The organism is Nitrosomonas communis, assembly GCF_900114745.1.
Taxonomy (GTDB): Bacteria; Pseudomonadota; Gammaproteobacteria; order Burkholderiales; family Nitrosomonadaceae; genus Nitrosomonas; species Nitrosomonas communis_A.
The window spans coordinates 106,383-132,729 of record NZ_FOUB01000005.1 but is presented as its reverse complement, the minus strand read 5'-3'; the positions used below and the strand labels follow the sequence as shown (position 1 = coordinate 132,729).

At 44.5% G+C, this 26,347-nt stretch carries 18 protein-coding genes; 10 read left to right on the top strand and 8 right to left on the bottom strand.

Translation table 11 applies throughout. From position 1 onward, the window contains the following. Window positions 1-19: 19 nt before the first annotated feature. Entirely contained in the window at window positions 20-205 is a 186-nt protein-coding gene (gene hemP / locus BM122_RS03830; RefSeq protein ID WP_074903806.1) for a hemin uptake protein HemP, read from the bottom strand. 324 nt (window positions 206-529) lie between these two features. Between hemP and BM122_RS23975 the strand changes: the two genes are divergently transcribed. Then, window positions 530-1,357 carry a tetratricopeptide repeat-containing protein gene (locus BM122_RS23975; RefSeq protein ID WP_074903804.1) on the top strand — a complete coding sequence of 276 codons (828 nt, stop codon included), beginning with the start codon at window positions 530-532 and terminating at the stop codon, window positions 1,355-1,357. Window positions 1,358-1,373: 16 nt separating this feature from the next. Then, complete coding sequence (locus BM122_RS23970; RefSeq protein ID WP_074903802.1) at window positions 1,374-1,787, top strand: TRAFs-binding domain-containing protein; 414 nt, start codon at window positions 1,374-1,376, stop codon at window positions 1,785-1,787. Here the strand turns inward: BM122_RS23970 and BM122_RS03815 are convergent. From BM122_RS03815 to BM122_RS25820, 3 genes are all read right to left on the bottom strand, one after another. Further along, on the bottom strand, window positions 1,784-2,770 hold the full coding sequence (locus tag BM122_RS03815) for a zinc-binding alcohol dehydrogenase family protein (protein ID WP_074903800.1): 987 nt from the start codon (window positions 2,768-2,770) through the stop codon (window positions 1,784-1,786). The genes BM122_RS23970 and BM122_RS03815 overlap by 4 nt on opposite strands. A gap of 1,338 nt (window positions 2,771-4,108) precedes the next feature. Next, window positions 4,109-4,414 (bottom strand): HNH endonuclease, encoded by a 306-nt coding sequence (locus BM122_RS21470; protein ID WP_083398320.1) that lies wholly within the window; start codon window positions 4,412-4,414, stop codon window positions 4,109-4,111. After that, a complete protein-coding gene (locus BM122_RS25820) occupies window positions 4,375-4,740 on the bottom strand; it encodes a homing endonuclease associated repeat-containing protein (protein ID WP_371264890.1) in 366 nt (121 codons plus the stop codon). Before BM122_RS25820 ends, BM122_RS21470 begins: the two co-directional genes overlap by 40 nt. 715 nt (window positions 4,741-5,455) lie before the next feature. Between BM122_RS25820 and BM122_RS03800 the strand changes: the two genes are divergently transcribed. Beyond that, window positions 5,456-6,406, top strand: coding sequence for an L-threonine 3-dehydrogenase (locus BM122_RS03800; protein ID WP_074903796.1), 951 nt, complete (start codon window positions 5,456-5,458; stop codon window positions 6,404-6,406). Window positions 6,407-6,425: 19 nt separating this feature from the next. Continuing rightward, on the top strand, window positions 6,426-7,733 hold the full coding sequence (locus tag BM122_RS03795; protein WP_074903794.1) for an aminotransferase class I/II-fold pyridoxal phosphate-dependent enzyme: 1,308 nt from the start codon (window positions 6,426-6,428) through the stop codon (window positions 7,731-7,733). Between the two features lie 65 nt (window positions 7,734-7,798). On the opposite strand, the gene BM122_RS03790 is transcribed toward BM122_RS03795, so the two are convergent. From BM122_RS03790 to BM122_RS03780, 3 genes are all read right to left on the bottom strand, one after another. Continuing rightward, on the bottom strand, window positions 7,799-8,185 hold the full coding sequence (locus BM122_RS03790; RefSeq protein ID WP_256211858.1) for a surface-adhesin E family protein: 387 nt from the start codon (window positions 8,183-8,185) through the stop codon (window positions 7,799-7,801). Between the two features lie 223 nt (window positions 8,186-8,408). After that, complete coding sequence (locus BM122_RS03785; protein ID WP_074903792.1) at window positions 8,409-10,058, bottom strand: multicopper oxidase family protein; 1,650 nt, start codon at window positions 10,056-10,058, stop codon at window positions 8,409-8,411. Between the two features lie 36 nt (window positions 10,059-10,094). Beyond that, window positions 10,095-10,955: an MBL fold metallo-hydrolase gene (locus BM122_RS03780; protein WP_074903790.1), complete on the bottom strand. Its 861-nt coding sequence runs from the start codon at window positions 10,953-10,955 to the stop codon at window positions 10,095-10,097. A gap of 112 nt (window positions 10,956-11,067) precedes the next feature. Between BM122_RS03780 and BM122_RS03775 the strand changes: the two genes are divergently transcribed. From BM122_RS03775 to BM122_RS03755, 5 genes are all read left to right on the top strand, one after another. Then, entirely contained in the window at window positions 11,068-11,499 is a 432-nt protein-coding gene (locus BM122_RS03775) for a YeeE/YedE family protein (RefSeq protein WP_074903789.1), read from the top strand. Between the two features lie 25 nt (window positions 11,500-11,524). Next, complete coding sequence (locus BM122_RS03770; protein WP_074903787.1) at window positions 11,525-11,968, top strand: YeeE/YedE family protein; 444 nt, start codon at window positions 11,525-11,527, stop codon at window positions 11,966-11,968. A gap of 67 nt (window positions 11,969-12,035) precedes the next feature. After that, complete coding sequence (locus tag BM122_RS03765) at window positions 12,036-12,482, top strand: ArsR/SmtB family transcription factor (protein ID WP_083398319.1); 447 nt, start codon at window positions 12,036-12,038, stop codon at window positions 12,480-12,482. Then, window positions 12,454-14,145 carry a bifunctional protein tyrosine phosphatase family protein/NAD(P)/FAD-dependent oxidoreductase gene (locus tag BM122_RS03760; protein WP_074903784.1) on the top strand — a complete coding sequence of 564 codons (1,692 nt, stop codon included), beginning with the start codon at window positions 12,454-12,456 and terminating at the stop codon, window positions 14,143-14,145. The genes BM122_RS03765 and BM122_RS03760 overlap by 29 nt, the downstream gene beginning before the upstream one ends. A 7-nt stretch (window positions 14,146-14,152) precedes the next feature. Further along, entirely contained in the window at window positions 14,153-14,977 is an 825-nt protein-coding gene (locus BM122_RS03755) for a sulfite exporter TauE/SafE family protein (protein WP_074903782.1), read from the top strand. 137 nt (window positions 14,978-15,114) lie between these two features. On the opposite strand, the gene BM122_RS03750 is transcribed toward BM122_RS03755, so the two are convergent. Further along, a complete protein-coding gene (locus tag BM122_RS03750) occupies window positions 15,115-17,397 on the bottom strand; it encodes an HlyD family secretion protein (RefSeq protein WP_074903780.1) in 2,283 nt (760 codons plus the stop codon). Window positions 17,398-18,433: 1,036 nt separating this feature from the next. Between BM122_RS03750 and BM122_RS03745 the strand changes: the two genes are divergently transcribed. Beyond that, window positions 18,434-26,170 carry a non-ribosomal peptide synthetase gene (locus tag BM122_RS03745; protein ID WP_083398318.1) on the top strand — a complete coding sequence of 2,579 codons (7,737 nt, stop codon included), beginning with the start codon at window positions 18,434-18,436 and terminating at the stop codon, window positions 26,168-26,170. The last annotated feature ends 177 nt before the right edge of the window (window positions 26,171-26,347 follow it).

Below are 26,347 nucleotides of genomic sequence, written 5' to 3'. Positions count from 1 at the left end.
CCCATTCAATTTTTACTCATTATTTCGTGAGGATCAGCTTACCATTACGTGTCCGACGTAACCGATACTGCTCGCCCTGGTGTTGAATAAGTACTTCATTACCTATCACAAACAAGCTATCACTACTGATTGGCTTATAAGGATCGCGCATGAGTAAAGAGTGTGATTCCGTAATAACTTGCAAATTACTATTCGATCTATTCATAGTAGCTAAAATTCAACAATGTTAATGAGAATGATTCTCATTATATATAAAAAAACGAGTAATGCAAGCGCTTGTTAAAATATTTTTCTAAAAATTCCGTTCGGTCTGCAAAGAGCTACACCATCGGCTATTAATGTCTGTAACAACCTCTACGCTTAAGAATTTACTAAAATGAATGAATTTTTACTGCATTGAGGGTCATGATTATGAGTACGCTATTCATATTCTGAACGCATCAAAAATATTAAATAAACAGCAAGATAAGATTTTTCCTATTTAATTAGTTTGGAAAAAACCATCACCAGTCCGCTCTGCTTTGTACTCATGCCTTTTGGGCAAAAAGCGACAACTGGCGGCAAGATGATTGATTTTGATGCGGTTTATCATGATCTGATCGAACTAGCTACCTTGGCATCCAATCTCGTACCCATACGAGCTGACGAGAAAATGACCGGTGGCATCATCCATAAACCGATGTTCGAACGTCTGATATTATGTGAATACGCTATCGCTGATCTCACCACAGCCAACGCCAACGTTTTCTACGAACTCGGCCTGCGCCATGCGGTGCGACCCTTTTCAACAGTATTACTTTTCGCCAAGAGCACAGGCCAGCTTCCCTTTGATGTTGCACCACCACTGCGCAGCATACGTTATGGCATCGGTGCAAATGGCAAGTCTGACAATGTCGCAGCAATTGCCCCGATTCTGACAGATCGATTCAAAGAAGCACACAAGTATATGACGGATAGCCCCGTCTATCAGGTCGTGGAGGGTTTCCCAGAAATTCAGCGACTCAAGACGGATGTATTCCGTGAGCGTGCGATTTATTCGGAGCAGATCAAAAAACAATTGGCTGAAGCTCGCAAGCAGGGGTTGGATGCGGTACGCACACTTGAGCATAGCCTTGGCACGATTGCGGATACCGAGTCTGGTGTGGGAATTGATCTGTTTCCATCCTACCGGGCAGGCCGCGGTGAAGAAGCAGAGAAGATATTGCTCGAGTTAACAAACAAACGTGGCTCAAGCAGTGAAACTTACGGCATCCTGCTAGGCCGCGTCTACAAAGACCGGTGGGAGGCTCCTCTGCCCGAGCAGGCGAAACCCTGCGCGCCAAAGGCCTGCTCAAGAAAGCCATCGACACTTATCTAACAGGCTTTGAAGCGGATTGGCGCGATGCCTATACCCCGGCATCAATGCGGTCACTCTCATGGAGCCGGCCGAACCTCTTGATCCACGCAGGGAAAAGCTACTACCCGTGGTCGCCTATGCGGTTGAACGGCGTATTGCCACCAGCAAACCCGACTATTGGGATCACGTCACGCGCCTGGAACTCGCTGTATTGGCAAAAGACGCAGAAGCGGCTTTGAATGCTTTGGAAGATGCGCTCGACGCCGTGCGAGAATCATGGGAAGCCGAAACCACCACCCGAAATCTACGGTTGATTAGTGAGGCACGCAAAAAGAGAGGGGAGGCTGCTCGGATGGGAAGGAAAAATCGAAGCTGCGCTAATAGACCATGCAAGCACATAATTGGCGAAACTTCGTTTTTACAAGTGCTCATGAGCCAAAGTATTGCTTAAAAACCTTTTAACGCTATTTTGCCAATCATCCTGCCGCTAGCAACTTGATCAAATGCGGATTGCAGCGTTTCAACACTGAGCTGTCCACCCTGCTGAGTCAGAATGGAACGAATAACACCCGCATCAACGGCCTCTGCCAAGCGCTGCAGATAGATACCTTGCTGCGATTGATCTGGAGTTTTAAACATCGCTCGGGTAAACATAAACTCCCAATGAAAGCTTGCGCTTTTGTTTTTAAAGCGATTCATATCCATCGGCTGACGATGGCTCACCAAGGCACAGACTTTACCAAAGGGTCGAATACAAGCAGCCATATTATCAAGATGGCCATCCGTATCGGCAGCACACAAAACCCAATCTACCTCTTCCTCAAGCTGTGGGCGTAACGGCTGGCTATGGTCTATCACCTGATCTGCACCCAATTGCCTGCACCAAGCTTGACTCTCAGTACGTGAAGCCGTCGCCATCACCATGCCCCCCACTTGCTTAGCCAATTGAATCGCCATGGAACCTACCCCACCTGCACCGCCAATAATCAATATACGCTTGCCTTGATTAGCAGCAGCATTCAAGCTCATACCCAAATGGTCAAACAAGGCTTCAGAAGCAGTCAACCCAACCAACGGCATGGCCGCCGCTTCCTGATCAGATAAGCTTTGCGGTGCTTTGGCAACCAAGCGGCTATCTACGGCTTGTTGTTCAGCAAAGCACCCCGCGCGCATGACATCACCCGCATAAAATACCCGATCACCCACCGCGAAGCCCTCAACCCGTTTACCTGCCGCCAACACTTTACCACAGGCATCAAATCCAAGAATTTTCAATCCAGCCTGATCCGGCTTGATACTGGCCTTGAGTTTAATATCGACAGGATTCACTGCCACTGCTTTTACCCGCACCAGCAGATCATAGTCACCAATAACGGGAGCAGGAAGTTCAGCTAATTCAAAAGCCTGTTGAGAATTTATACCTAGTGCGTGCATATAATAGAAAGATATAAAATAGATTTCTCAGTTGAGAGTTAATCAGTAATATATTTTAAATATTTTATCCATAAGGCCAGAATAAAGCTAAGCATTAAATTAACCCCATCTCAGTTATTTTCTGCTTAAAAGGTAGCGTCCCGTTTTTCTGATTCATTTCGTTCCTTTGGCTCGTTCAATAAAGTGATGCACGAAGTCCAAGTAGTCTCTTGATCCAGGGATACTGCTCTTTCGCGTCTTGATTGAATCCCCAACTGTCTCGAGTGCCTTGATCCAGTCGGATATTTTCAATGGTTGTTCCTGTATCGTGCAGTTGTCCGATGTTGTTTGCTCAAAAATTTCCTCAGGCGCTTGAAATAAGTTGTCTATCAATTTGGCCATTATCCTCTCGCGCTCATTTGTCTCGGGAATGTCCGGTTCCCCGCCTCCCACTTTCTTCCGCGTTTTGATAAGCGCCGATCTAATTTGAGAATCGGTGAGTATCTACCCTTTGCTCCTGGCTTCATCGTCGGCTTGACAGATCATTTGTTCAATCTGGAAGAGCAGGCTGGCATAAAACGGATCCTTCATTCGATCTGTCGGATTGTTTTTCATCTTCTATCCCTAGCGAATAATTAAATCAGGCGGTATGGCTAACGGCTCACTAAAAGAGCCGGCATGGTGTTTGAGCAGCTTATTCATTTTTCGTAAGAACAGATAGTACCAGAGTAACACCAGCTCGTGTAGGGCGTAATAGTGAAGCGTATTGCGCCGTATGTTAAACCTTGTGAAGTCATTGAGACCCTCAATTAGCATTTATTGATCTAAATCAATAATTGGGGTTGGTTTCATTGATCTAGATCAATGAAACCAACCACGATTTGGCTCATATTTATAACCTTGAATCGGTTCATATTTTTTTATGTTTACACATAATATAGGAGTAAATAGAGATATGAGTTCATTAGACGAGACAACAAGCGACGCTAAAACACTTAGAAATTTTGCTATCAATATCGCAGTCATATTTGGTGTAACGATGACTTTGATTATGATATCAGAATACTTTGCTGGTACTTAGACCTGATGTATCAGCGAGCATGCAGCGTGAAATTCTGCTGCACAGTTTTGGATGCGATAAATCCTGCCGGACCATACTGATCCGGCAGGGTAATCTGGAAATAAGCTCGAATTATGAATGCATGCTTGAGAAACATGCATTTTATTCAAGGCATTACTGAGATCACCCATTAGCTCATGTAGGGCGTAATAGCGAAGCTTATTGCGCCGAATATTAAACCTTGTCATAGCGGCGCAATATGGCTTTGCTTATTACGCCCTACGGCACTGTTATGCGGCTTACGGCATTTCATAGTGATTTGTTTTCCCTTGATTACAGGCAAAACACAGAGTTGGTAGATTTCCAATGACGGTCTCGCCACCTTTTGACCACGGTTTGATGTGATCCACTTCAAGCACAATACCAGGTGTAACCGATGGCGATGCCCCACATGCACAACAACGAAAGTTGTCACGTTGGAGCACCTTGAAACGCATTCGCAGGCCTGGAGATCGAGATGTTTGACGGGAAACTGCTCCAGAGAAATCGGAAATTGCTGGTGCGGCTATGTCTTCAGAATTAGCATAGGAAACGAATGTTTCCAAAGCTTTCCTCCAGAACCAAAACACCGTTCGCAAGTGGCAACGTGGAATTTGCACACAGGTCTTTGAACTTCGGAGTAAGTAGGCTGCCGACCAAGAGTAATCCACAAGTCATAAAGAGCCAAAAATAACTGTTCGTTTGGAATATTCCGCTCTATCGGGGTTTCCAGACCCGCTGCTTTCACCGCGCTATTCCAAGAGCCAAAGCATCGAATGGCGGCCGTTACGCCGTACTTTCCATGGTCTTTGTAAGTGTGCTGCTTCACTTGTTGCTCCGATTGCTCGGACGCAACACGGCGAAGATCAGTCAATAGATCATCGTCTGAGATGTTTTGCCTATCTATCGTAACTCAGTTCAAATCGCATGGATCAGCCTTTGTCGCATAACTAGAATTAAATCTCCGAAATAACGCAATCTATTACGTCAAAAATGAAACCTAACACGACAAGTTGCATTCTTTCAATTGGCTTTTATCATAACAAACTTTGTTAGGCCCATAACTATAATGAATAAACCACGGATTTTATGGCCAGAGTGAATTAAGCTCAGACTCAAGCATTACTGCTCTCGTATCAAGTAAGTATATATTCCCTCGATAGGCGTTTCATCCTCTTTCACAATAAATAATAATAGTCCCCAGCAAAATGGAAGGGAAATTGAGTCCTATATTTGTGTACGTTTTTCGTATGCTTATTAATGCTGATAAGTCAACAGCTATCCCCTATTTTTCCTGGCTCTCTTAAGCTGTTCACAATATACTGCATATTCCGGTTTATACTTTGCTTATGCGGATCCTCTACCGTTGCCTGTTTCCATATTTTCGCCCTCGGATGGGATTGACTCTATTTGTGATAATGGCTGGCACCTACGGAGCGTGGCTGCAAACAAAAAAACGCTTAATCTGTAGATGCGCCTCTATTTGACAAATCAACACGATATAGAGAGACAACGTAAATATGAAAGTTACTTTGTACTGCCCAGCAAAAAATTTTTCGACAATGCCATCTTTCTGACCGCTCCTGAAATTCAAAAATAAGGAATTTATGAATCACATCTTGGTAACCGGCGCGACCGGGCAAATTGGTTCTGAACTGGTTCCTGCGCTGCGAAAAAAATACGGCAGCGATCATGTCCTCGCGGCCGGACATAAAAGAACACCCTCAAAAGCTTTGGTAGAAGAAGGGCCCTACACCTCGCTTGATACGGCCGATATCGATGCGCTTACAAAAATTGTGCAAGACTTTCGCATTGATACCATTTTTCACCTGGCCGCCCTATTGTCGGCCGTCGCTGAAAAAAACCCGCAGACTGCCTGGAAAATCAATGTGGAAGGACTGCAAAATGTTTTAGAAGTAAGTCGCACCTATGGTTGCGCCGTTTTCTTTCCCAGTTCGATCGGCGCTTTTGGACCAGGCACTCCGCGTGACAACACGCCTCAGGATACGATTCAGCGCCCCAACACCATGTATGGTGTGTGTAAAGTAGCTGGTGAACTATTGTGCGATTATTACTTCACCCGTTTTGGCGTAGATACCCGCGGTGTCCGCTATCCTGGATTGATTTCCTATGAAACGTTACCTGGCGGAGGAACGACCGATTACGCCGTCGAGATTTTTTACCAGGCTATTCAGCAAAAGCAATACACCTGCTTTTTAGCTGAAGGCACAATTCTCGATATGATGTATATGCCTGACGCCGTGCGGGCTGCCATTGAGCTGATGGAAGCCGACCCACAGCAGCTAAAACATCGCAATGCATTTAATATTAGTGCGATGAGTTTTACGCCCGAAGAGCTGGCAGGGCAAATTCAAAAACACATTCCTACTTTTACCCTGCACTATCAGATCGACCCGCTGCGGCAAGCCATCGCCGATTCATGGCCACGCCACATGGATGATCAGGCTGCGCGGGAAGAATGGGGATGGCAATCCCAATATGATCTTGCGACCATGACAAAAGACATGATCGAGCGTCTAACAAAAAAGCTAAGTTAAACGTTGATAAGGAGCTGAGATGTCTCTTGAACAATTGAATGCGTATTGCACCTCGAAGCTGGCCGAGCTGAAGAAAAGAGGTGCGCACAAAGGGGTTGAGAGAGTAATTGCGAAAATCACCCTGCCCGACTGGGTAAGAAATGGTCGATTGCCCACTCCGGCAGAAGATGAAAACTTTGGGCCGCGTTATCTTCTAGCAAGTGATGAAAAGGCGTACTTATTGATGAACTCCAATTCCTACTTGGGTCTGGCGTTACATCCCAAGGTGATAGCAGCAGAAGAAGAAGGCGTTAAACATTTTGGCACAGGCCCCGGGGCCGTTCGTTTTATCTCCGGCACATACCAACCGCATATCGAACTAGAAAAGTGCCTGGCGGCATTTCACGGACGGGCATCCGCCATGGTTTACAGTGCGGCTTATGCAACTGTGATGGGAGTTCTTCCCGCGTTAATCGATGAACATACGCTGGTAGTAAGCGATCAACTGAATCACAACAGCATCATCAATGCCATTCGCTTGTCCCATCCAGCCAAAAAAGAGATTTATCAACATCTCGATATGGCAGAACTCGAACGCATTCTCGGTACTTATACTTCTGCTTCTGGAAAAAATGCTGTAGGCGAGCCTGAGATCAAGCGCGTGCTGGTCATCACCGACGGCATTTTCAGTATGCGTGGTGATTGTGCACCACTGGATAAAATTGTCGCGATCTGCCGGAAATATGAACAGAGCTTTGCCGACGGCATTATTACCATTGCTGATGATTCACACGGTGTAGGCGCGTTTGGCCAAACTGGACGTGGAACCGAAGAATACACCCAAAGCCAAGTCGACATACTCATTGCCACGCTGGGTAAGGCATTAGCTGTCAATGGCGGTTACGTGGTTGCCAGCACCCCTGTGATTGATTATCTGCGGGAAGTCTCCCCTTTTTATGTGTATTCAAATCCGATTACCCCATCCGAGGCGCTGGCCGCTACAGCCTCACTGAAGATACTGGGAAGCAAGGAAGGGCCGGAACGTTTAGCAAGATTGCGCAAGCTGACGGCGCGCTTTGAAAATGGCTTAACTGAACTGGGATTAGAAACCATCCCTGGCGAACACCCGGTAACCCCGCTTGTCATGCGCGACACCCAGCAAACAGCGCTTCTGATCAAATATCTCTTCCAGAATGGCATTTTAGCAACCGGTTTAAATTACCCAGTCGTCCCCAAAGGGGACGAAGAAATCCGTTTCCAAATTAATGCCAACCACACCACTGGCGATATCAATTATCTCCTAAGTGTTTTGAAAAATTTCCTGACCTATTCGCGTTCTCGCTCATAGCCATCCCGACCTGGATTTCCTCCGTAATGAAGCTGACTCTGAATGGCAAAAAAGAATAAACAAAATTATTTTTCGCAAACCGTCTTAGCGATGTGACTAAGAGGAGAATTGGTTGGATAACTAAACCAGTCATTTGATGGATCATGCTGAGCACCGATTACACCGGTTTCCGCTTTGGGATCCGAATAAAGCAGCATGGTATAAGAGCGGGCTTTTCCTTCTTTACAGTCAAGCTCATAGAGGCTTTTGACTGATTGATATCCGCCTGACTGCTTCTGATCATAACTGGATAATACCCAGACTTTTCTGAAATGACCGTTCTTTTGCACGCTTTCTGGATCAAAATAATGAGTCTCCCCTTGTTTTGCACCCTTATCCATTCTTACCCATTCTGCCTGCGCAGGCGTTATGAGAGATACAAGAAGGGCCAGCAATAATATTTTTTTTATCATGTCTACTTGATGTTGATGCCGCGCTGAAGCAGTTCGCGGATAGGCGCTGAATAATACATTCTATTTTATCAGAGTAACTCATTCCATTTCTAAATCAAGACTGACTTGTTGGCTTCACCTTTCCGTATTATTGATACCGTCTGCGGCTCGCCTTCGCGTCATTGTTGAATAGAATTAGAATTATTACCTCGCTGTTATTTGGTTCACAGTTAGCTTAAATTATTCAGCTCACCAAAAAATTCCGCATCATCCCCATATCTTCATGCTCCAGGTTATGGCAGTGATAAAGATAAAGACCGGTGTAATCTTGAAATGGCTTGATAATCATGACTTCTTCCCCAGGCATGACCAGCACGGTATCTTTCCAGCCGTTATTAATGAAACCATCCTTGACAGTAGCATAGCCGCTACCATGCGAATCCTTGATTGAACGGGAAAGTATCTGGAACTGCTGCTCGTGCAGATGGATCGGGTGCGCCATCTCCATCATCCCGCCTCTGCCACCTCTCCTTCCCCCTCTCCCCTCCATACCATCCGCATCATCCTCCATTCTACCCATTCCCCTTCTACCTCCTCCGTGCATGCCATGCTCTTCCTGGTAAATCCTGATTTTCTGGATGGTATTGACTGGAACTTTTTCCCATTCAGCCACAGCCAGCATTTCAAACGATCGATGGTTAAGTTTGGGCGACATATGGATCATGCTCAAGCCAATCTGGATGGGTTTGTCGGGATTGGCAACATCACGGTCAGTCAAACGCTGGAATTTGACCAACTGAGCCGGTAATTGAGGTGATTCGCTGGTTTTCTCAGCAATATGGAATTTTACCAACGGAAATTTACTTCCTTGCGCGAGCCCACCTCTCATCATACCCATCCCGCCTCGCATTCCGCCACCCATATGCGGCATGACGCCGTGATATTCGAGACTTTGCAAGATGAGATCGGAGCCAACCTCACGTCCACTGAAGTCAACCCATAATTCAACCCGTTCAGCCGGCGCCAGCATGATGTAAGGAAAAGTTTCAGGCTTTTCCAGCAAAGCGCCATCGGTGCCGATTGCGGTCAAGGGCGTCCCATCTTCCCAGCCGAGTTTGTAAATCCTCGAATTCGAACCATTCAGCAAGCGCAGGCGATACGCACGGGTTTTAACCGGAATGGTACGATTGATCTGGCCATTGATCAAAATAGTATCACCCAGAAAACCCAATATGCGCTCACGCCGGCCATGCTGGAGATATTGCAGCTGATTATCCGCAGTGAAGCGCCGATCCTGAATCACGATCGGAAGATCGTATTCATCGCTAGGTAGCGCCAGTTTTTGTTCCTGCTCATCGCTTATGGTGATCAATCCTGCCAGTCCCTGATAAACCTGGGTGGCAGTCTTTTCATGGGTATGTGCGTGATACCAGTTAGTGCCAGCAGGATTCTTGATTTCAAATTCATAAATATAGCGCTCACCCGGATTGATGGCGTACATAGGGTGTCCATCCATCTTCTGCGGCACGTGCAAGCCGTGCCAATGCGCAACGGTCTGTTCAGGCAAATCGTTATAGGCAATAATACGAACTTTCTGGCCACGCACAAAATTCAGCGTGGGGCCGAGATAGCTTGGCATGTAGGTTAACGTGGTGGTGGGACCTTTAAGTAATTTGGCATGGTACTTGAGTACGTTGGTGGCCGCACCTGGTTTGAGGGAAACAGTGTCGGGCCGCGCAGTAAGCTCGATTTCCACATCAGGCTTGAAAGCGTTGTTGGGCGCATTATTCATTTTTGCTGCTTCCGCCAGAATAAAACCCGGCCACGCTGCCACCACCGTGCCAAAGGCAGCAAACTGCAGAAATTGTCGTCTTTTGCTATCAAAGTTTGCCATTATTTATCCCTCCACCTTCATTCATATTAAAAATGCTCAAATTACATTAATCGGTATTTTAAAATAAGAAAGCCCGTTATCTTCTGCAGGGGGCATTTGACCTGCGCGCACATTGAACTGTACGGAAGGCAGCATCAGCACCGGCATTTCCAGGGTCGCATCACGCGCAGTGCGCATAGCAACAAATTCTTCTTCGCTGATACCATCATGGACATGAATATTATGAGCACGTTCTTCCGCTACTGTGCTTTGCCACTGAGCAGCACGACCTTTGGGCGGATAATCATGGCACATGAATAGTCTAGTTTCTGAGGGGAAATCCAGTAATTTACGGATGGAACGATAAAGCTGACGTGCATCTCCTCCGGGAAAATCAGCACGAGCAGTGCCTATATCAGGCATAAATAAATTATCACCGATAAAAATGGCATCTTCAAACTGATAAGCCATGTCGGCTGGCGTATGCCCCGAAACTGAAATAGCTTTACCAGTCAACTTTCCCACACTGAATGATTCGTCATCCGCCAGCAAATGATCGAATTGCGACCCATCCGGGATAAATTGGGCTTCCATATTGAACAGCTTCTTGAAAGTTTGCTGCACCGCTGGGATGTGATCGCCTATCGCCGTTTTTCCTCCGAGCTTGCCTTTCAGGTAATGCTCAGATGAAAGATGATCGGCATGCGCATGCGTTTCGAGAATCCAACCCACAGTCAAAAGCTGCTCATGGATGAATGCAATCAATTTATCGGCAGAAGCTGTATTCGTTCTACCCGCTTTTGGATCGTAATCGAGCACAGGGTCAATAATGGCACAACTTCCACCTCGCTCATCAAACACCACGTAGGTCACCGTCCAAGTAGCCGGATCAAAAAATGCTTGGATGTTTGGTTGCATGGTTTTCTCCTCTTTCCTCAGCCCAAATAGATTCATATAAATTGACTATAATATATTCATTAACATAATATCAATTATTATTATATATAAAGATAAATCATGGAGAACTCTCATGACCATTGATTGGACACACTTCACACCCGGATCTGCGCTGGCTGGCGGTATGGTAATTGGTATCGCGACTGCGATCCTATTATTGCTTGCTGGTCGAATTGCCGGCATTTCCGGTATAGTCGGCGGTTTATTCAGGCTGCAGGAGGGTGATATCGGCTGGCGACTTGCTTTCGTTTCAGGACTCATCCTGGCGCCTTTCATCTGGCAACTGTTTAATGAATTACCCCCCATTCAAATAGATACCAGCTACCTAATAATGGCTCTGGCAGGATTGATCGTAGGTCTGGGTACGCGTTATGGCTCAGGCTGTACCAGCGGTCATGGCGTATGTGGGTTATCACGCCTGTCGCCCCGTTCGATCGTTGCTACACTCATATTCATCATCACAGGCGTGGCCACGGTTTATCTCATCAGACATCTTCTGAGCTGATTTCGCTATTGAAAAGGAGCTACCTATGAGCACGATATTCATCGCATTACTCTCTGGCTTGATCTTTGGCATCGGGTTGATTTTATCGCAGATGGCAAATCCGGCCAAAGTCCTGTCATTTCTTGATATGACCGGCTTCTGGGACCCCTCACTGGCATTTGTCATGCTGGGTGCGATCAGCGTTGGTATGGTGGCTTTTGCCTTAGCACGTCGCCGCGGCAAAACCTTCCTGGGCTCATCCATTTCTCTACCTACTTCCCGCGTGATTGATAAGCGGCTGGTATTAGGTAGTCTGGCATTTGGTGTCGGCTGGGGTATGTCAGGCATCTGCCCAGGGCCTGGTCTGGTGCTGGTTGGAACAGGCAGTCTGCACGGGATAGTATTTGTCGCAGCCATGCTGATTGGTATGGCTATTTTTGAGCTACTGGAACGATACCGTGCCGGCCAGGCCAAGCAACAAGATGGATAAGCTGACGCACACCCCACACAAAACATTTTTGCAATCCCTTTTAAACAAGAAAATTTGAACACTTTTTATGCTGAGCAATCAATTAACCAAAAAAGAAATAGCTAATCCTGCTGATTTGACTGACATGGTGTCAAATCGGGCATCTGCTGCACAGGCGTGCGCCTTGCTGAGAGCGCTGGCTAATGAAGATCGTTTACTCATTCTTTGCCAGCTCGCACAAGGTGAAAAAAATGTGGGTGAACTAGAGCAGTCGCTCGGAATCCGGCAACCGACCCTTTCACAGCAACTTACCGTTCTGCGGGAAGAAAAGCTCGTAAATACTGAGCGCAAGGGCAAATATATCTATTACCACCTCGCCAGTCAGGCAGCATTCGAAATTATGCAAACGCTGTATCACCTTTATTGCACCGATAACAATCCTCACCCTCAGCAAAAAAGTAGTCATCTTAAGCTAAAAAGACCAATCCCTTCTGGAGGAGAAAAAAATGGGTATAATCACGACCAAACTGGATGAAAAGCTGTCTGTTACTGGTCAGATCAGTCTGGATGATTTGTCAGAAATCGCTGCAGCAGGTTATAAATCGGTTATCTGCAACCGTCCCGATTATGAAGGCGGAGAGACGCAACCAACCAGCACACAACTAGAACAGGCAGCGCGCTCGCTTGGTCTTCAATTTGTTTATTTGCCGGTCGAGATCGGGGCAGTCTCGATCGAAAAAAGCGAAGCATTCCGCAAACTACTGATTGAATTACAAAAACCTGTGCTTGCTTTCTGCAAAAGCGGCAGCCGACCAAAAGCGCTGTATGAAATGAGCAGACAAAAACAGGAAAAACCAAAAGGTGAAACAGAAACTGTCACTGCTGCCTGCAGCTGGACAGGCGAAGCCCCTGCTACCACTCCGCTGCCACCCCCTGCTGAGGAAAAGCTGCTTCCGGTGATACCTGCGTGCAATTGGGGCAATGCTTTTGATATCGTGGTGGTAGGAGGAGGAGCTGCGGGAATTGGTATCACGGCCAGTCTGTTACATCGTCAACCATCCTTACGCATCGCTATTATTGAACCCAGTGATAAGCATTATTATCAGCCCGCCTGGACCCTGGTCGGCGGAGGGGCTTTTGAAATCGCGGAAACAGTGCGGAACATGGCTGATGTCATTCCACCGAAAGCAGAATGGATTCAGGTGGCAGCGAGCGGTTTCGATCCAGACCAGAATCTGGTTCATTTGGTTGATGACCGCTGGATCGGTTATCAACAATTGATTGTATGCCCAGGCATACGTCTGGCATGGGAAAAAATTGAAGGTATCCAGCAAACGCTTGGCAAAAATGGCGTTACCTCCAACTATCAATTCGAATTGGCACCTTATACCTGGTCGCTGACGCAAAATCTCAAAAAGGGCAAGGCGCTGTTTACCCAACCACCGATGCCGATCAAATGTGCTGGGGCACCACAGAAAGCCATGTACCTATCATGTGATCACTGGCTACATCAAGGTGTGCTAGATAGCATCGAGGTCGAGTTTAATAACGCTAGCGCAGTACTGTTTGGGGTAGCTGATTTTGTGCCGTCACTGATGAAATATGTGCAGCGCTATCACGCCAAACTGGTCTTCAACTCTAACTTGGTAAAAGTTGATGGTGACCACAGAATTGCCACCTTCGAAATCAAAGACAGTGAAGGCAAAATCTCACGCGTAGATAAATCATTTGATATGCTGCATGTCACGCCACCCCAGGTCGCGCCGGATTTTCTGAGCAACAGTCCTTTGGCAGATGCGGCAGGCTTCTGTGAGGTCAATCCTAAAACTTTGCAGCATGTGCGTTACTCCAATATTTTCTCGCTGGGGGATGCCTGCTCCTCGCCTAATGCCAAAACGGCAGCCGCTGCCAGAAAACAAATCGTGGTCGTAGCTGATAATCTGCTCGCAGCCAGAGAAGGCAAAGAGCTTCCGGATGTTTACGACGGCTACGGTGCCTGCCCACTAACCGTGGAGAAAGGCAAGGTGATTCTGGCCGAATTTGGTTTTGGCGGAAAATTGCTACCCACTTTTCCGCTCGATCCGACCGTCCCAAGGCGATTCGCCTGGTTTCTCAAAGCCAAAGTGTTCCCTTGGCTGTACTGGAACGGCATGTTGAAAGGCCGTGAATGGCTAACCCGTTCAACCGGTGTAAGCTGAGCAGCGCATGGACGCTAACTTAATCAGTATTCTGCTCGGCTCATTTACCGGCATTGTACTTGCCCTGACAGGGGCAGGTGGCACTATCATCGCAGTGCCATTGCTCATGTTTAGCCTGGACCTGACGGTAGCACAAGCTGCTCCCATTGGTTTACTGGCGGTCGGCTTGTCGGCAGCAATTAGCGCATTGCTGGCGTTCAGACAGAAAAGAGTCAGATACCGGGCAGCCAGTTTCATTGCTTTGATAGGCGCACTTACCTCACCCGCCGGGATATGGCTGGCACAGCACTTACCTAATATATCCTTGACCTTATTGTTTGCTGGCGTACTTATCTTTGTTGCCCAGCATATGTTTCGCCAAAGCATGCATGAAGGTAAAAATGCGATGAGCATTCAGCATTCCGCTTCTCCTTGTCAGGTGGATAAAGCTAGCGGACGTTTAATTTGGACAATGCCATGTTTCAGAGCATTGGCATTGTCAGGCACCACAGCAGGTTTTCTATCAGGTCTGCTGGGCGTAGGAGGAGGATTCGTGATCGTGCCCGCCCTCAGGAAAATCACTAATCTTCCCATATTGTCCATAATGGCGACCTCGCTGGCAATTACCGCATTGATTGCGACTACTGGCGTCATTTCAGCAATAGCTATTGGCGCGATGCAATGGTCAATGGCCCTATTCTTTTGTACTGGTACGATCGCAGGCATGCTGCTTGGCAGAATATTTGCCGAGCGTCTTGCCGGCCCCAGATTACAGCAAGGCTTCGCCACCCTTGCTGGCGGTATTGCACTTGCCATGATTGCCAAAGTGATTTGGATTACTTCTCTAACCTAAAAAACGCAGTTGACCAGCGTTTCTTAGGTTTATCTTTTATTAGCGCTATTCGCTCTTTCCTTGAAATGAGCATATGCATTGAACCTATCGGAGGCTTTTACAATTCTGAAATAATCTACTACAGCACCTGATGTTTATCAAGGTAGCCAAGACCAGATCTCGATAGTTACGAAACGAATAAGCGCTCTCGTAAAAGCAAACAATACGATAGTTTCATTTCCCTGAATCTTGGCATAACCAGTTAACCCTGTTTTTATTGCCCCATCCGGATTTGATATATGCCCTCTAACATAAACTACACGTCCGTAGTCAGCTGTATTTGCGATAACTTCGATCTCATCCACTATTCCTTCAAACTTCCGATTGGGATAAGCATACAATTTCAATGTAAGTAGTGCCTTATCGGAAATCTCAAAGAGATCGGATTCGGGAATAGCTGCTCTCACTATGACAGTATCTGTATCTTCGATATCGGCAAATTTTTTCCCTGCCTCTAAGTAACTGCTGCGCTGATATTGAAGATCCGTGGTAACTATACGTCCTCCAATCGGTGTAACTAGATTGGTTCGACGTAACTTTTCTCTATGGTAACTTGCCTGTCGTTGTAATTTTTCTAATTCTGTCTTAAGGGTTTTGATTTGGAACGGGTTAATTTGAGCTTTGAGGGCTTTCATACTTGCGATCGCTTCATCAAGAAGTTGCTCATCTCGCTCCGCTGCTACACGCGCGTCCTCGAAGGCTTGTAAAGAAATAAATCCTTTCTCAAACAATGATTCTTGTTTTTTTAATTTTTCTTGACTATATTGCGCATGTAGCCTTGCGGTTGATATTTTCTTTTCCGCTAGCTTAATATCTTCAACAGAAGGTGTACTCCGGTAACGTTCAATTTCATATTTTTTACCTTCAATTTCAGCATCCAGTATATGCAGTTGGTTGATTTGATTGTAATCTGCAATGCGCGCAAGCACAGTTCCAGGCTGAACTCTTTCCCCTCCTTTGAAATATACCTCTTCAATAATGCCCTCAATATCAGCAGTTACAGATACGCGTGCCGATGGAAAAACTTCTGCATTTCCGCCAGTTTCGTATTGATAAGGTAAAAATTGACAACCAATTGTAATGAAAATCAATAAGTATTTACCCCAATGATGGAGTAATTTCGATTCTGATTGTGGTGTTCGATGCATGGTGTTCATTTGTGACTGCTTTATGGAAACAACATTAGGATTAATTTGTTTTTTTGTGGCACCCCTTCGCATTACCATACTTATATAGATACTAAGAAATAAAAACAGCGCAACACCAGCCCCATGATAATGGGACTCTAAGTATGTAAATAATTGGTAAATGATATAGCCGACTACCCCCAAGAATAGAATGGCTGTTGCTAAGCCTAGCAGAATCATAAATGAGGTATGGCGTGAGTAACGCTTGACAAGATCGGGTTGTCCAAAAATGAAACGCCATAACGCTTTTCGGGAGCGTTGCTGCATGTCCGGGATTTCTAGCCACGTGGAGAGAAAATTTGCTCCTTCCCCAGGCCAAAGTGGGTTTGCAATGAGCAACAATCCGATAATAGATACACAAGCAAATTCGATTGCTATGGTTGATAGTGAGGTGCCTGATGTTCGGGTAAGGATCCAAATGAGAGATGTCCCTGCGAAAACCCATAGCCTGACTAATGTTGATGTTGCTATTAGCCAAAGCCGGTTTCGCCTGGTTATAGCATCAGATAATATGATCTGGATATTAAATCGCGGAACTAAGCCAAGAAAAAAAAACAGACTAAAACTGGGGGAGAGTAATCCGAAATGGCGCGCTACAAGACCACGAGCAATCTGTGAGATAAAATTCAGAATCAAGGCTGCGAAAAGTAATCTACCGAAAAAACCAAATCGTGCATTCGCAAGCGATAAATCAGCAAGAAAAGCATTCCAATTTGATAAAATCGTCATAACGGCTACAGCAAAAATCAATGGAGTTAACCACGTAACAAAGCGGAATAAAGAAAAAATTCTCAGCAGGTTGTCAAGTAATTTTTCTGGGTTAAATAAGTGCAAAGCGTTACGCTGTAATGGAGTATCTTCATCTACATTTTTAGTAGGTTGAGAAGTTCTCAAGTCTTCTTTTGTACTCGACTGAATTCTTTGCTCTTGATTTTTACCGCTATCCAGCAATCCCCATTCTGAAAGCAAGCCAAGGAATTCATTGATGTTGTCGGACGTGAGCTGCAACTCAAATTGTGAATTGACTGTGTTTCGAACGAACGCAAGATCATAAGGCTTTCTAAATTGCTCGATTAAAAACTGCTCGACCATACCGAATTCATATTCTTTCCCTGCACTGGTATCTAAAACGTAGCATCCAGCAGAATTTTTCTTTGGAGAAATGACGAGATCTTCGCGCAAAAGCTGCATCATGTCGGACTCAGGTTTTTCTTGAGATAATCATTCCGCATGTGAGTGATTTACTGAATTGTGGCTCTGATTGTGCTTGAAGACTCAGATTTTGCTTTGCCGAGAAAAAATGATGTTGATTTGGCTGAATTGGTGCCAATAGCATGTTTTCATCGAAACATGAGGTATTACTTTGGATATGCTTCATAAATGACACAATACATTTCGGGATTTCCGCGCAAGATTAAGTAATAACATTGGTATGTTATTAGCAATCGAGATGTTTGTGCCCAACCATTACAACATGTGTTTGCAATGCAACCAGCATCATATCTATAAGATATATCTTGTTCAATCATCATAGTCTTTATGAAAGCATAGATATATGCCATCATAATGAGGTGTTATCTACTAATAAATTCTTTTAATACACTATACTAGTAGAAAAAAAGGAAGGATTGCCTATGATCTTACGTGCAAATTCTAACGTACATTTTGCAATTATGACAACAGCTAAGTCACTCTTCTTATAGAAATCTTAATCTAGATAAAAAGTTTATTGGATTTATAATCACTTGCTTTTTGCCTAACAAAATTATGAGTGTTTTAAAGAAAATTACCTATATAGATTACTCATTTCAGGAATAATCAACTAAATGTTTCCGGTATAATCAGATATCATCAAAAAAGCTATCGTCATATAGATGAATTTGAATTGCAGGAATGTATTAAATTACTTCTCAAATAAATATATTGTCTCTAAATCGCATGAATACACTTAATTAATATGCAATCAATATTTGGCAGACAAGAGAAGCAAAATCTCTCATATATGATCTTAAGTTGCAAATGATAATTCTCAATTAAATACAGCAAGTGTAAATGCAGTATCACTAGAATCAAAGTTCCTCCTTTTATTTTATCGTAACACAAGCTGCTTACCACCCCCATTTCAGAGAAATAGTTTGATGCACGATCAAATAAACCATTCATAATTCTGAGATAAATTCTCATTTCTTAAGCAGAAATATAGAAATTTTTCCAATAAAGTCAAGATCTTATGAAAACATCCACAAACAATTTAAACCATGGTGCGCAGCAACAGAGCGACGAGGATAAATTATCTATTAATGACAATCGATATGAATTATCTCCTTTACAGGAAGGAATGTTGATTCATTCCTTAGCAGATCCTGGAGTAGGTATGTATATTTCACAGGGAGTTCATTCGTTTGAGCAAATTGATGTGGAAGCCATGATAGAAGCCTGGCAAATGATCGTTGATCGCCATGAGGTGCTACGTACTTCTTTTGTTTGGGAAAATATGGATAAACCCATGCAAGTTGTACACTCAAAGGTGAATGTAAAGTTTGAAATGCACGATCTGAGAACACATAGAGACTGGGAACAAAAGATAAAGGTACGCGAATTACTGGCAGCAGATCGTAACAAAGGATTCAATTTAAGCTGTGCACCTCTATTTCGTCTGCATTTAGCGCAACGCTCCGAACGGTCTTATTATCTTGTATTCACTCATCATCACCTCTTATTAGATGGTTGGTCTATTCCAATCCTATTAAACGAAGTTCGATCTCTATATCAAGCTATTTTACGTAAGCATGAAATTTCCTTGCCACAACCCAAGCCTTTCCGGTTGTATATTCAGTGGTTACGCAAACAGAAACTAGACAGTGAAAAAAAATTCTGGCAAGAATATTTGAAAGGTTTCAAACAGCCCACGCCACTACCGTATGACCTTGGTCCGCATCGGCAGGTAGGATATCCACTCAAATTTCAGGAATGGAGTTTGGAAGTTAAAGATCCCTTATTCACTACCCTAAAAACCACAGCAAGAAATTGTCATGTTACACTCAATACACTGATTCAAGCAGCCTGGGCAATTTTGTTGAGTCGCTATAGCGAACAAGAGAATGTAGTATTTGGCTGCTTACTATCTGGCCGATCTTCTGCCATGAATGGGATTGAAGCTATGATTGGCATGTTTCTTAATACATTGCCAATGCTTGTAAAGGTCGACCCTAAAGCACCGCTCAATAAGTGGCTTAAATATTTACATGATCAGCAAAATGCGCTGCAAGAACATGAATTCAGCCCGTTGAATCTTGTACAACGCTGGAGTGAGATTCCACCTGGTACGAGTTTATTTGAATCTGTTATTGATACCAATAATACACACCAACCCCAAGCAGAAACCGATGAAGCCTTGTTGACACCTATTAACCAGAGTGTCCCAATACTTTTATTTGCAAAACCAGCAGCTGGCAGGCTGATATGTGTTCTTATTTACAACGATCGTCGATTTACCAAGCCTGCAATTGTTCAAGTCGGTGAACAATTAATCACATTGTTAACCTCAATGTGCGAAAACTCTCTGCAACCAGTGGGAGAGCTTACCATGATTTCGGATGCTGAGATCAAACGTATCACAGCATCATGGAATGATACCCAGACTTTTTACCCCAGAAACAGTACTTTGCATCAGTTGTTTGAAGCTCAAGTTGCGTCTAAACCAACTGCTCTTGCTGTAAAGTTCCTTGATCAATCACTTAGCTATGAAGAATTGAACCAGAAGGCTAATCAATTAGCACACTATTTATACGCGATGGGGATTAGCAGGGGAAAACTTGTGGGGTTTTGTCTTGATAGATCTTTGGATATGGTCATAGTGATACTGGCAGTTTTGAAATCAGGGGCAGCATATATACCACTTGACCCGAATTATCCTTTAGATCGCTTGAAAAGGATGCTTACTGATTCCAAGGCAGAACTATTACTTACCCAAAAGAAATGGTTGGCTGAGCTTGAAGGAATAGCACCGCGTCACTTGTGTGTCGATATCGATTTCAAGAACTGGGCATACGAAAAAAACACCAATCTTTTCATTGATCTAAGCCCTGAAGATATCGCATACATTCTGTATACCTCCGGTTCAACAGGAGTTCCTAAAGGAATAATGATACCGCATCGTGTGACAGTTAACCGGATGTTCATTGAATTTGATCCGTTTGAGCCTGACGAAGCGCTTTGTGCCAAAACTTCTATCTGCTTTGTCGATTCAGTTTGGGAGTTATGGAGCGCTTGGGCTAATGGTCTACCGGTAACTTTGATACCTGAAGCACAAATTAAAGATCCAAGTCGACTACTTGACATTCTGTCCTCTTCCGGGGCCACTCGTATCGTGCTGGTACCCTCTTTATTACGTTCGATGCTGGATGCAGAACCTGACCTACGTTCCAAAATACCCAGGCTGAAACATTGGATCTGCAGTGGCGAGGCTTTACCAGCAGACTTGTCAGCACGGTTTATGCAAGCATTGCCCCATGCTGTACTGACTAACCTCTATGGCGCTACCGAAGTCTGGGATGTCACGCGTTGCGATACACGTGATGAATTACCCTACGAGACTATGCCGATTGGTAAAACCATGGGTAATATGCAGACGTATATATTAGACGAAAAGATGCATCCAGTTCCAATCGGCATCATCGGGGAACTATACATTGGGGGTGAACACATGGCTCACGGTTACTGGAGGCGTCCCGATCTGACAGCCCGGCAGTTTGTACCTAATCCATTTAGCCGGGAGCCAGGTCAACGCTTGTACAAGACCGGAGATCTTGGACGTTGGTTGCCTGATGGCAATATCGAATATCTGGGTCGACGTGATCATCAAATACAACTGCGCGGCTTTCGCCTGGAACTAGGGGATATCGAAAGCGTTATTCGCCAGCATCCGAGCATTTCTCAAGCTGCTGTGGTTGTCACAGATGACCAACGCTTAGTAGCGTATATCGTCTCTGATAGAGATCCGCCACCCAGTTCGGTGGAACTTCGTAAACATGTAAGATTGCGCTTACCGGAACATATGACGCCTGCTTTTTATCTTCCGCTAAAAGATTTTCCGCTCACTCCAAATGGAAAGACCGATCGACGCAGATTGCCCAAACCTAAGGCCGAATCGCTTAAACAAATTATCGAAAAGGAAGCCATTTCACGTCCGCCAGAGTCGCCAACCGAGAAAACAGTGGCTACAGTATGGGCAAACAATCTAAAGCTTGATAAGGTGGGAGCTGAATCGGATTTCTTCCAATTGGGTGGCGATTCATTGATGGCCGTTCGCATTATTACTCAAATAGGGAAAACCCTGAATATTAGCATACCGCTAAGTGTGTTGATGGAAACCCGAACCGTAGCAGATTTGGCAGGCTGGATTGATAATGCTATTTCTAATGGCCTTGCAAATCCTTTGACTAAGCTTCCCGATATTTCTAAAGTTGACCATAAGAAAGCTCCCTTATCCTATGCTCAACAGCAAATGTGGTTATTAGATCAGTTAAACCCGGGCAGCATTTCGTATACCGTACCTAATATCTTGGGTTTCCCCTTCAAGGTTGATATTGAAGCTTTGAACATGGCCTTGGCAGAAATTCTACGACGCCACGAAACATTACGTACCACTTTTGCGGCCATCGATGGAGAACCGTTTCAGGCTATTCATGAAGTGCATCAGGTAAAGATCCCTATAGTAGATTTAACAGATTTACCCATTGAAAATCGAAACCAAGTTGCCCAGAAGGGTATACGTGAACAAATCCGTTTGCCATGGAATCTGGCTACTGGCCCATTATTTCGCTACCAACTAATAAAGTTTGCAGAAGATGACCATATTTTGGCAATGACCCTGCATCATATTGCTACCGATGGTCACTCCATGAGCATACTTTCAAACGAGATTCGAGTGCTCTATAAAGCCTTTCAAGAGAGACAGCCATCACCGCTAAAAGAGCTACCAATTCAATACGCTGATTACGCCATTTGGCAGCGCGACTGGCTTAAAGGTAAACAGCTTGAACATCAGATAAATTTCTGGAAGCGGAAACTTAGCGATACTAGTGTTTTGGAATTACCAACGGATCATGCACGCCCGACAGTACATCGATACAAAGGCAATCATTTCAGTATTTATCTGGATGAAACTGTTTTACAAAAGATGCGCGAATTGGCGTCAGAAGGAGGAGCTACTCCCTTCATGGTATTGCTGGCTTCATTTCAATTACTGCTTGCACGTTACACTGGCCAGAATGATGTTTGTGTAGGTACCCCCACATCCAATCGCGCTCAGCCACAATTAGAAAAATTAATCGGTTATTTTGTCAATACGTTGGTGATTCGAACCAAGATTGAAGGAAACCCTAGTTTTCGTGAATTACTCGATATTGTTCGCTCTGAATGTTTGGAAGCTTACGACCATCAGGAAATACCCTTCGAAATGCTGGTGGATGCACTGGGTGTGCAACGAAATCTGAGCTACAACCCTTTGTTCCAGGTATTGTTTGTACATCAAAAGCTTAACCACGAGGAGCAGGTTGGCACACCCACCCGGCATTTAGCTCCAACACAAGAGACAGCCAATTTCGATCTGGTGCTAAACGCTCAGGAATCTATGGATAAGCTGGAATGCAAACTCATATATAACTCAGATCTATTCGAACCTAGCACGATCGAACGTTTGGGTGCTCATCTCGAATTATTGATGAGGCAATGTGTAACTGACCCGGATCAGTCAATTTCACATACCTCGCTGTTACTTCCCAGTGAACGTTTACAAATTCTACAGTCCTTCAGTCAGCAGAAAACCCTTCCCTTTGAGACGCGTCTAGCCCATCAGATCATCGCAGCCAATGCACACGCAAACCCAGATAAAATTGCAGTGCAGCTCGACGATAACACGCTTACTTACGCTGAACTTGAACGGCGTGCCAACCAGATGGCGCACCATCTTAAAAAATTGGGTGTAGGTTCCGAAACTGTGGTGGGCTGGTGTGTAGAAAGAACACCCGAGATTTTTATCGGTTTGCTTGCAATCATGAAAGCGGGCGGTGCATTTTTATCCTTAGACCCAGCATATCCTCCAGAACGCATGGAGTATATGCTGCGAGATACAGCAGCATCTCTAGTCATCACCCAAAAAAAATTATTGGCACACATTCCATCTGATTGCTGTCCTCTTGTTTTGCTGGACGAAGATCAAGATATTATTTCTGGCTATGAAACTACACCGCCTGATAATGAGGTGCAGCCTGAGAATCTGGCTTATATCATCTACACTTCTGGTTCTACCGGTTTACCCAAAGGTGTAATGATAGAACACAGAAATCTAGCCAACTTGATATCGGCACAAATTCAAAAATTTGCTATCACTCCAGAAAACAAGGTGTTGCAAACACTTTCCTTGAGTTTTGATGCTGCTTTGGGTGAAATTTTTCGCACACTGATGGCAGGTGCAACATTGTATTTGGCTCATAAGGACAATTTAATGCCGGGAGCCCCAATGATTGAGTTACTCAAAAACCAGCATATTGATTCGGTGACCTTGTCTGCAGCTGCATTGGCTGCATTACCCAAAGTCTCGCATGAATTGCATGAATTGAAAAAAATTACTGTTGGTGGTGATACGTGTGCTCCCGAATTAGTTATGCATTGGGGAAAAAATCGGAGATTCATGAACGGATATGGGCCTACTGAGACTACCATCGGTGCCACCCTTGCGATTAATTGGGAACCCCATAAAAAGCCTCCTCTTGGAAAACCACTACCTAATGTTGAGGTCTATGTTCTGGACCGCTGGATGCAACCCGTTCCGGTTGGCATCCCTGGTGAGCTGTATATTGGTGGTATTGGTGTTGGACGTGGCTATCTTAATCGCCCAGAGCAAACCGCTGCCAGTTTTATACCCCATCCGTTTAGTACCCAACCTGGGGCACGCCTATACTGTACAGGCGATTTAGGGCGATGGCTGCCTGATGGTCAACTGGGTTTTCTGGGACGCGCTGATCATCAGGTCAAAATTCGCGGCTACCGTATAGAATTAACTGAAATCGAGGCTGCGCTAAGCCGACATCCTAATGTCAATCAAGCTATAGTAATCTTACATAAAAAAGCGGATATTAAGCGTCTGGCGGCATACGTGACCCCTAAGGGCGATTTAAGACCGACTGGAAGTGACCTTCGCGCATATTTAAAAAAATGTCTTCCTGATTACATGATTCCTGCTTTCCTAACAGTATGCGATTCTTTACCGCTGACTGTTACTGGAAAAATAGACCGCAATGCCCTTCCTGAGCCTTCAAAGGATGAGCTAAGTCAGGCACAAGAGTATGTTGAGCCTAAAACGGTTATTGAAAAGTTTTTTGCTGGTATTTGGGCTAATGTACTTGGTCTAGAAAAGGTTAGCGTTAATTCTAATTTTTTTGAGCTTGGTGGCGACTCGATTATGAGTATCCGTGTCGTAGCGCGAATAACCGAAGCAGGTTACCAACTGACGTTGAAAGAGATGTTCAAATATCAAACTGTGGCTGAACTCGCTATTGCATTAAGTGCTGATAGAGAAATAGTGGCAGCGGAACAAGGTCTAGTAACTGGCAACATTCCACTAACGCCTGTACAGCAATGGTTTTTTGATCTAAAGCTGGTTAACCCGCATTATTTTAACCAATGGATGGTTATTCCCACCCCCCCTGTTTTAGATTGTGACAAGATGCGTAAGGCTATAGAAGCAGTTACAGCGCACCATGATGCCTTGAGAATTCGGTTCAATCAAGACGATAATGGCAATTGGACACAGTATAACTCAGATATTCTAGAGCCTATTCCCTTCTCCATAGTTAATTTGTCGAATAATCTAGACATTGAATGTGAACAGATCATCCATACTGAATTTGAGCATCTTCAACAATCACTGAATCTCGAATATGGACCTTTATTTCAAATATGCTGGTTTAGCCTCGGAGCAAATCATAGGGGGCGTTTACTGATAATTGCACATCATTTAGTCATTGATATCGTATCTTGGGCAATACTAATTGAGGATTTAATGACAGCATATCGGCAATTAAATGATTCGAAAGAGGTTCATCTGCCGATAAAAACCAGTTCATTTAAACAATGGGCACAAGCTCTTGTTGAGTACGCCCAATCACACAATATAAAAGAAGAAGTACCATACTGGTTGAGTATTTCAAAACAAACATTCCAGTCTTTACCGGTTGATAACATTGACCCTGATCATAGTCTTGCCACTACCCAGTCTGTTCTCGCAGAAGTAGCGCCGGCGAAAATTCAACATCTTCAAAATGTGGTGGCACCATTTTTTAAAACTCAATTTAGTAATATTTTATTAGCAGCCTTGGCTATTTCACTTAGCCGGTTTAGCAGTAATACACAAATTCAGATTAAAGTTGAAGGACAAGGGCGAGAAGATATTGGTGTGGAACTGAATCTTTCGCGCACACTGGGGTGGTTTACCAGTTTCTATCCGTTATCGATTACAGTATATCCTGATCTTCAGCTCATGGAGCAAGTCAGCGCTGTAGTTCATCAAATAGAGACAGTACCTAACCGCGGAATCGGTTATTCGGCGTTGTGCTATTTGAATCATGATAAAGAGTTGCAGACTAGTATCAATTTGATACCTGAATCAGAGATTGTATTTAATTTCAGCGGTCAATCTGGAGCACGTGACTCGAACAGTGCTCCTTTATCCGATAAGGATATTTTTCCTTTAGGGCAACTTGCTGAGACAGGAAAAATTCAGCTTGCTGAATCTGATCAAGGACAACGGCGTCATCTCATCGAAATTGGTGCGGGTATTCTGAATGGTTGCTTATTTGTTCGATTCACTTATGGTGGCAAAAGATTTAAGAAAAGCAGCATTGAAAGGCTGTGTCACACTTTATTAAGCACACTTGAAGAAATGATTGAGTTTCCGGTTATATGAAGGTTAATGACTATATTATTACCAGTGGCGGCCCTTGGAAGGTCATCGTTACGCTAGTCAGACTCGAATCGATCAGATTAGATGGCATAAATTTCTAAGAGTCTGTTTCAAAACTCCTGAAATAAGGCTGAGTGGCGGCCAACCCTTTATCCTTCGCCTCACTGGTAGTGTTATCGA

Excerpts from the sequence above, each read along its gene's own strand:
- hemP (WP_074903806.1), bottom strand. The coding sequence starts at position 205 with ATGAATAGATCGAATAGTAATTTGCAAGTTATTACGGAATCACACTCT.
- BM122_RS23975 (WP_074903804.1), top strand. The coding sequence starts at position 530 with ATGCCTTTTGGGCAAAAAGCGACAACTGGCGGCAAGATGATTGATTTT.
- BM122_RS03815 (WP_074903800.1), bottom strand. The coding sequence starts at position 2,770 with ATGCACGCACTAGGTATAAATTCTCAACAGGCTTTTGAATTAGCTGAA.
- BM122_RS03800 (WP_074903796.1), top strand. The coding sequence starts at position 5,456 with ATGAATCACATCTTGGTAACCGGCGCGACCGGGCAAATTGGTTCTGAA.
- BM122_RS03795 (WP_074903794.1), top strand. The coding sequence starts at position 6,426 with ATGTCTCTTGAACAATTGAATGCGTATTGCACCTCGAAGCTGGCCGAG.
- BM122_RS03790 (WP_256211858.1), bottom strand. The coding sequence starts at position 8,185 with ATGATAAAAAAAATATTATTGCTGGCCCTTCTTGTATCTCTCATAACG.
- BM122_RS03785 (WP_074903792.1), bottom strand. The coding sequence starts at position 10,058 with ATGGCAAACTTTGATAGCAAAAGACGACAATTTCTGCAGTTTGCTGCC.
- BM122_RS03780 (WP_074903790.1), bottom strand. The coding sequence starts at position 10,955 with ATGCAACCAAACATCCAAGCATTTTTTGATCCGGCTACTTGGACGGTG.
- BM122_RS03775 (WP_074903789.1), top strand. The coding sequence starts at position 11,068 with ATGACCATTGATTGGACACACTTCACACCCGGATCTGCGCTGGCTGGC.
- BM122_RS03770 (WP_074903787.1), top strand. The coding sequence starts at position 11,525 with ATGAGCACGATATTCATCGCATTACTCTCTGGCTTGATCTTTGGCATC.
- BM122_RS03765 (WP_083398319.1), top strand. The coding sequence starts at position 12,036 with ATGCTGAGCAATCAATTAACCAAAAAAGAAATAGCTAATCCTGCTGAT.
- BM122_RS03760 (WP_074903784.1), top strand. The coding sequence starts at position 12,454 with ATGGGTATAATCACGACCAAACTGGATGAAAAGCTGTCTGTTACTGGT.
- BM122_RS03755 (WP_074903782.1), top strand. The coding sequence starts at position 14,153 with ATGGACGCTAACTTAATCAGTATTCTGCTCGGCTCATTTACCGGCATT.
- BM122_RS03750 (WP_074903780.1), bottom strand. The coding sequence starts at position 17,397 with ATGATGCAGCTTTTGCGCGAAGATCTCGTCATTTCTCCAAAGAAAAAT.
- BM122_RS03745 (WP_083398318.1), top strand. The coding sequence starts at position 18,434 with ATGAAAACATCCACAAACAATTTAAACCATGGTGCGCAGCAACAGAGC.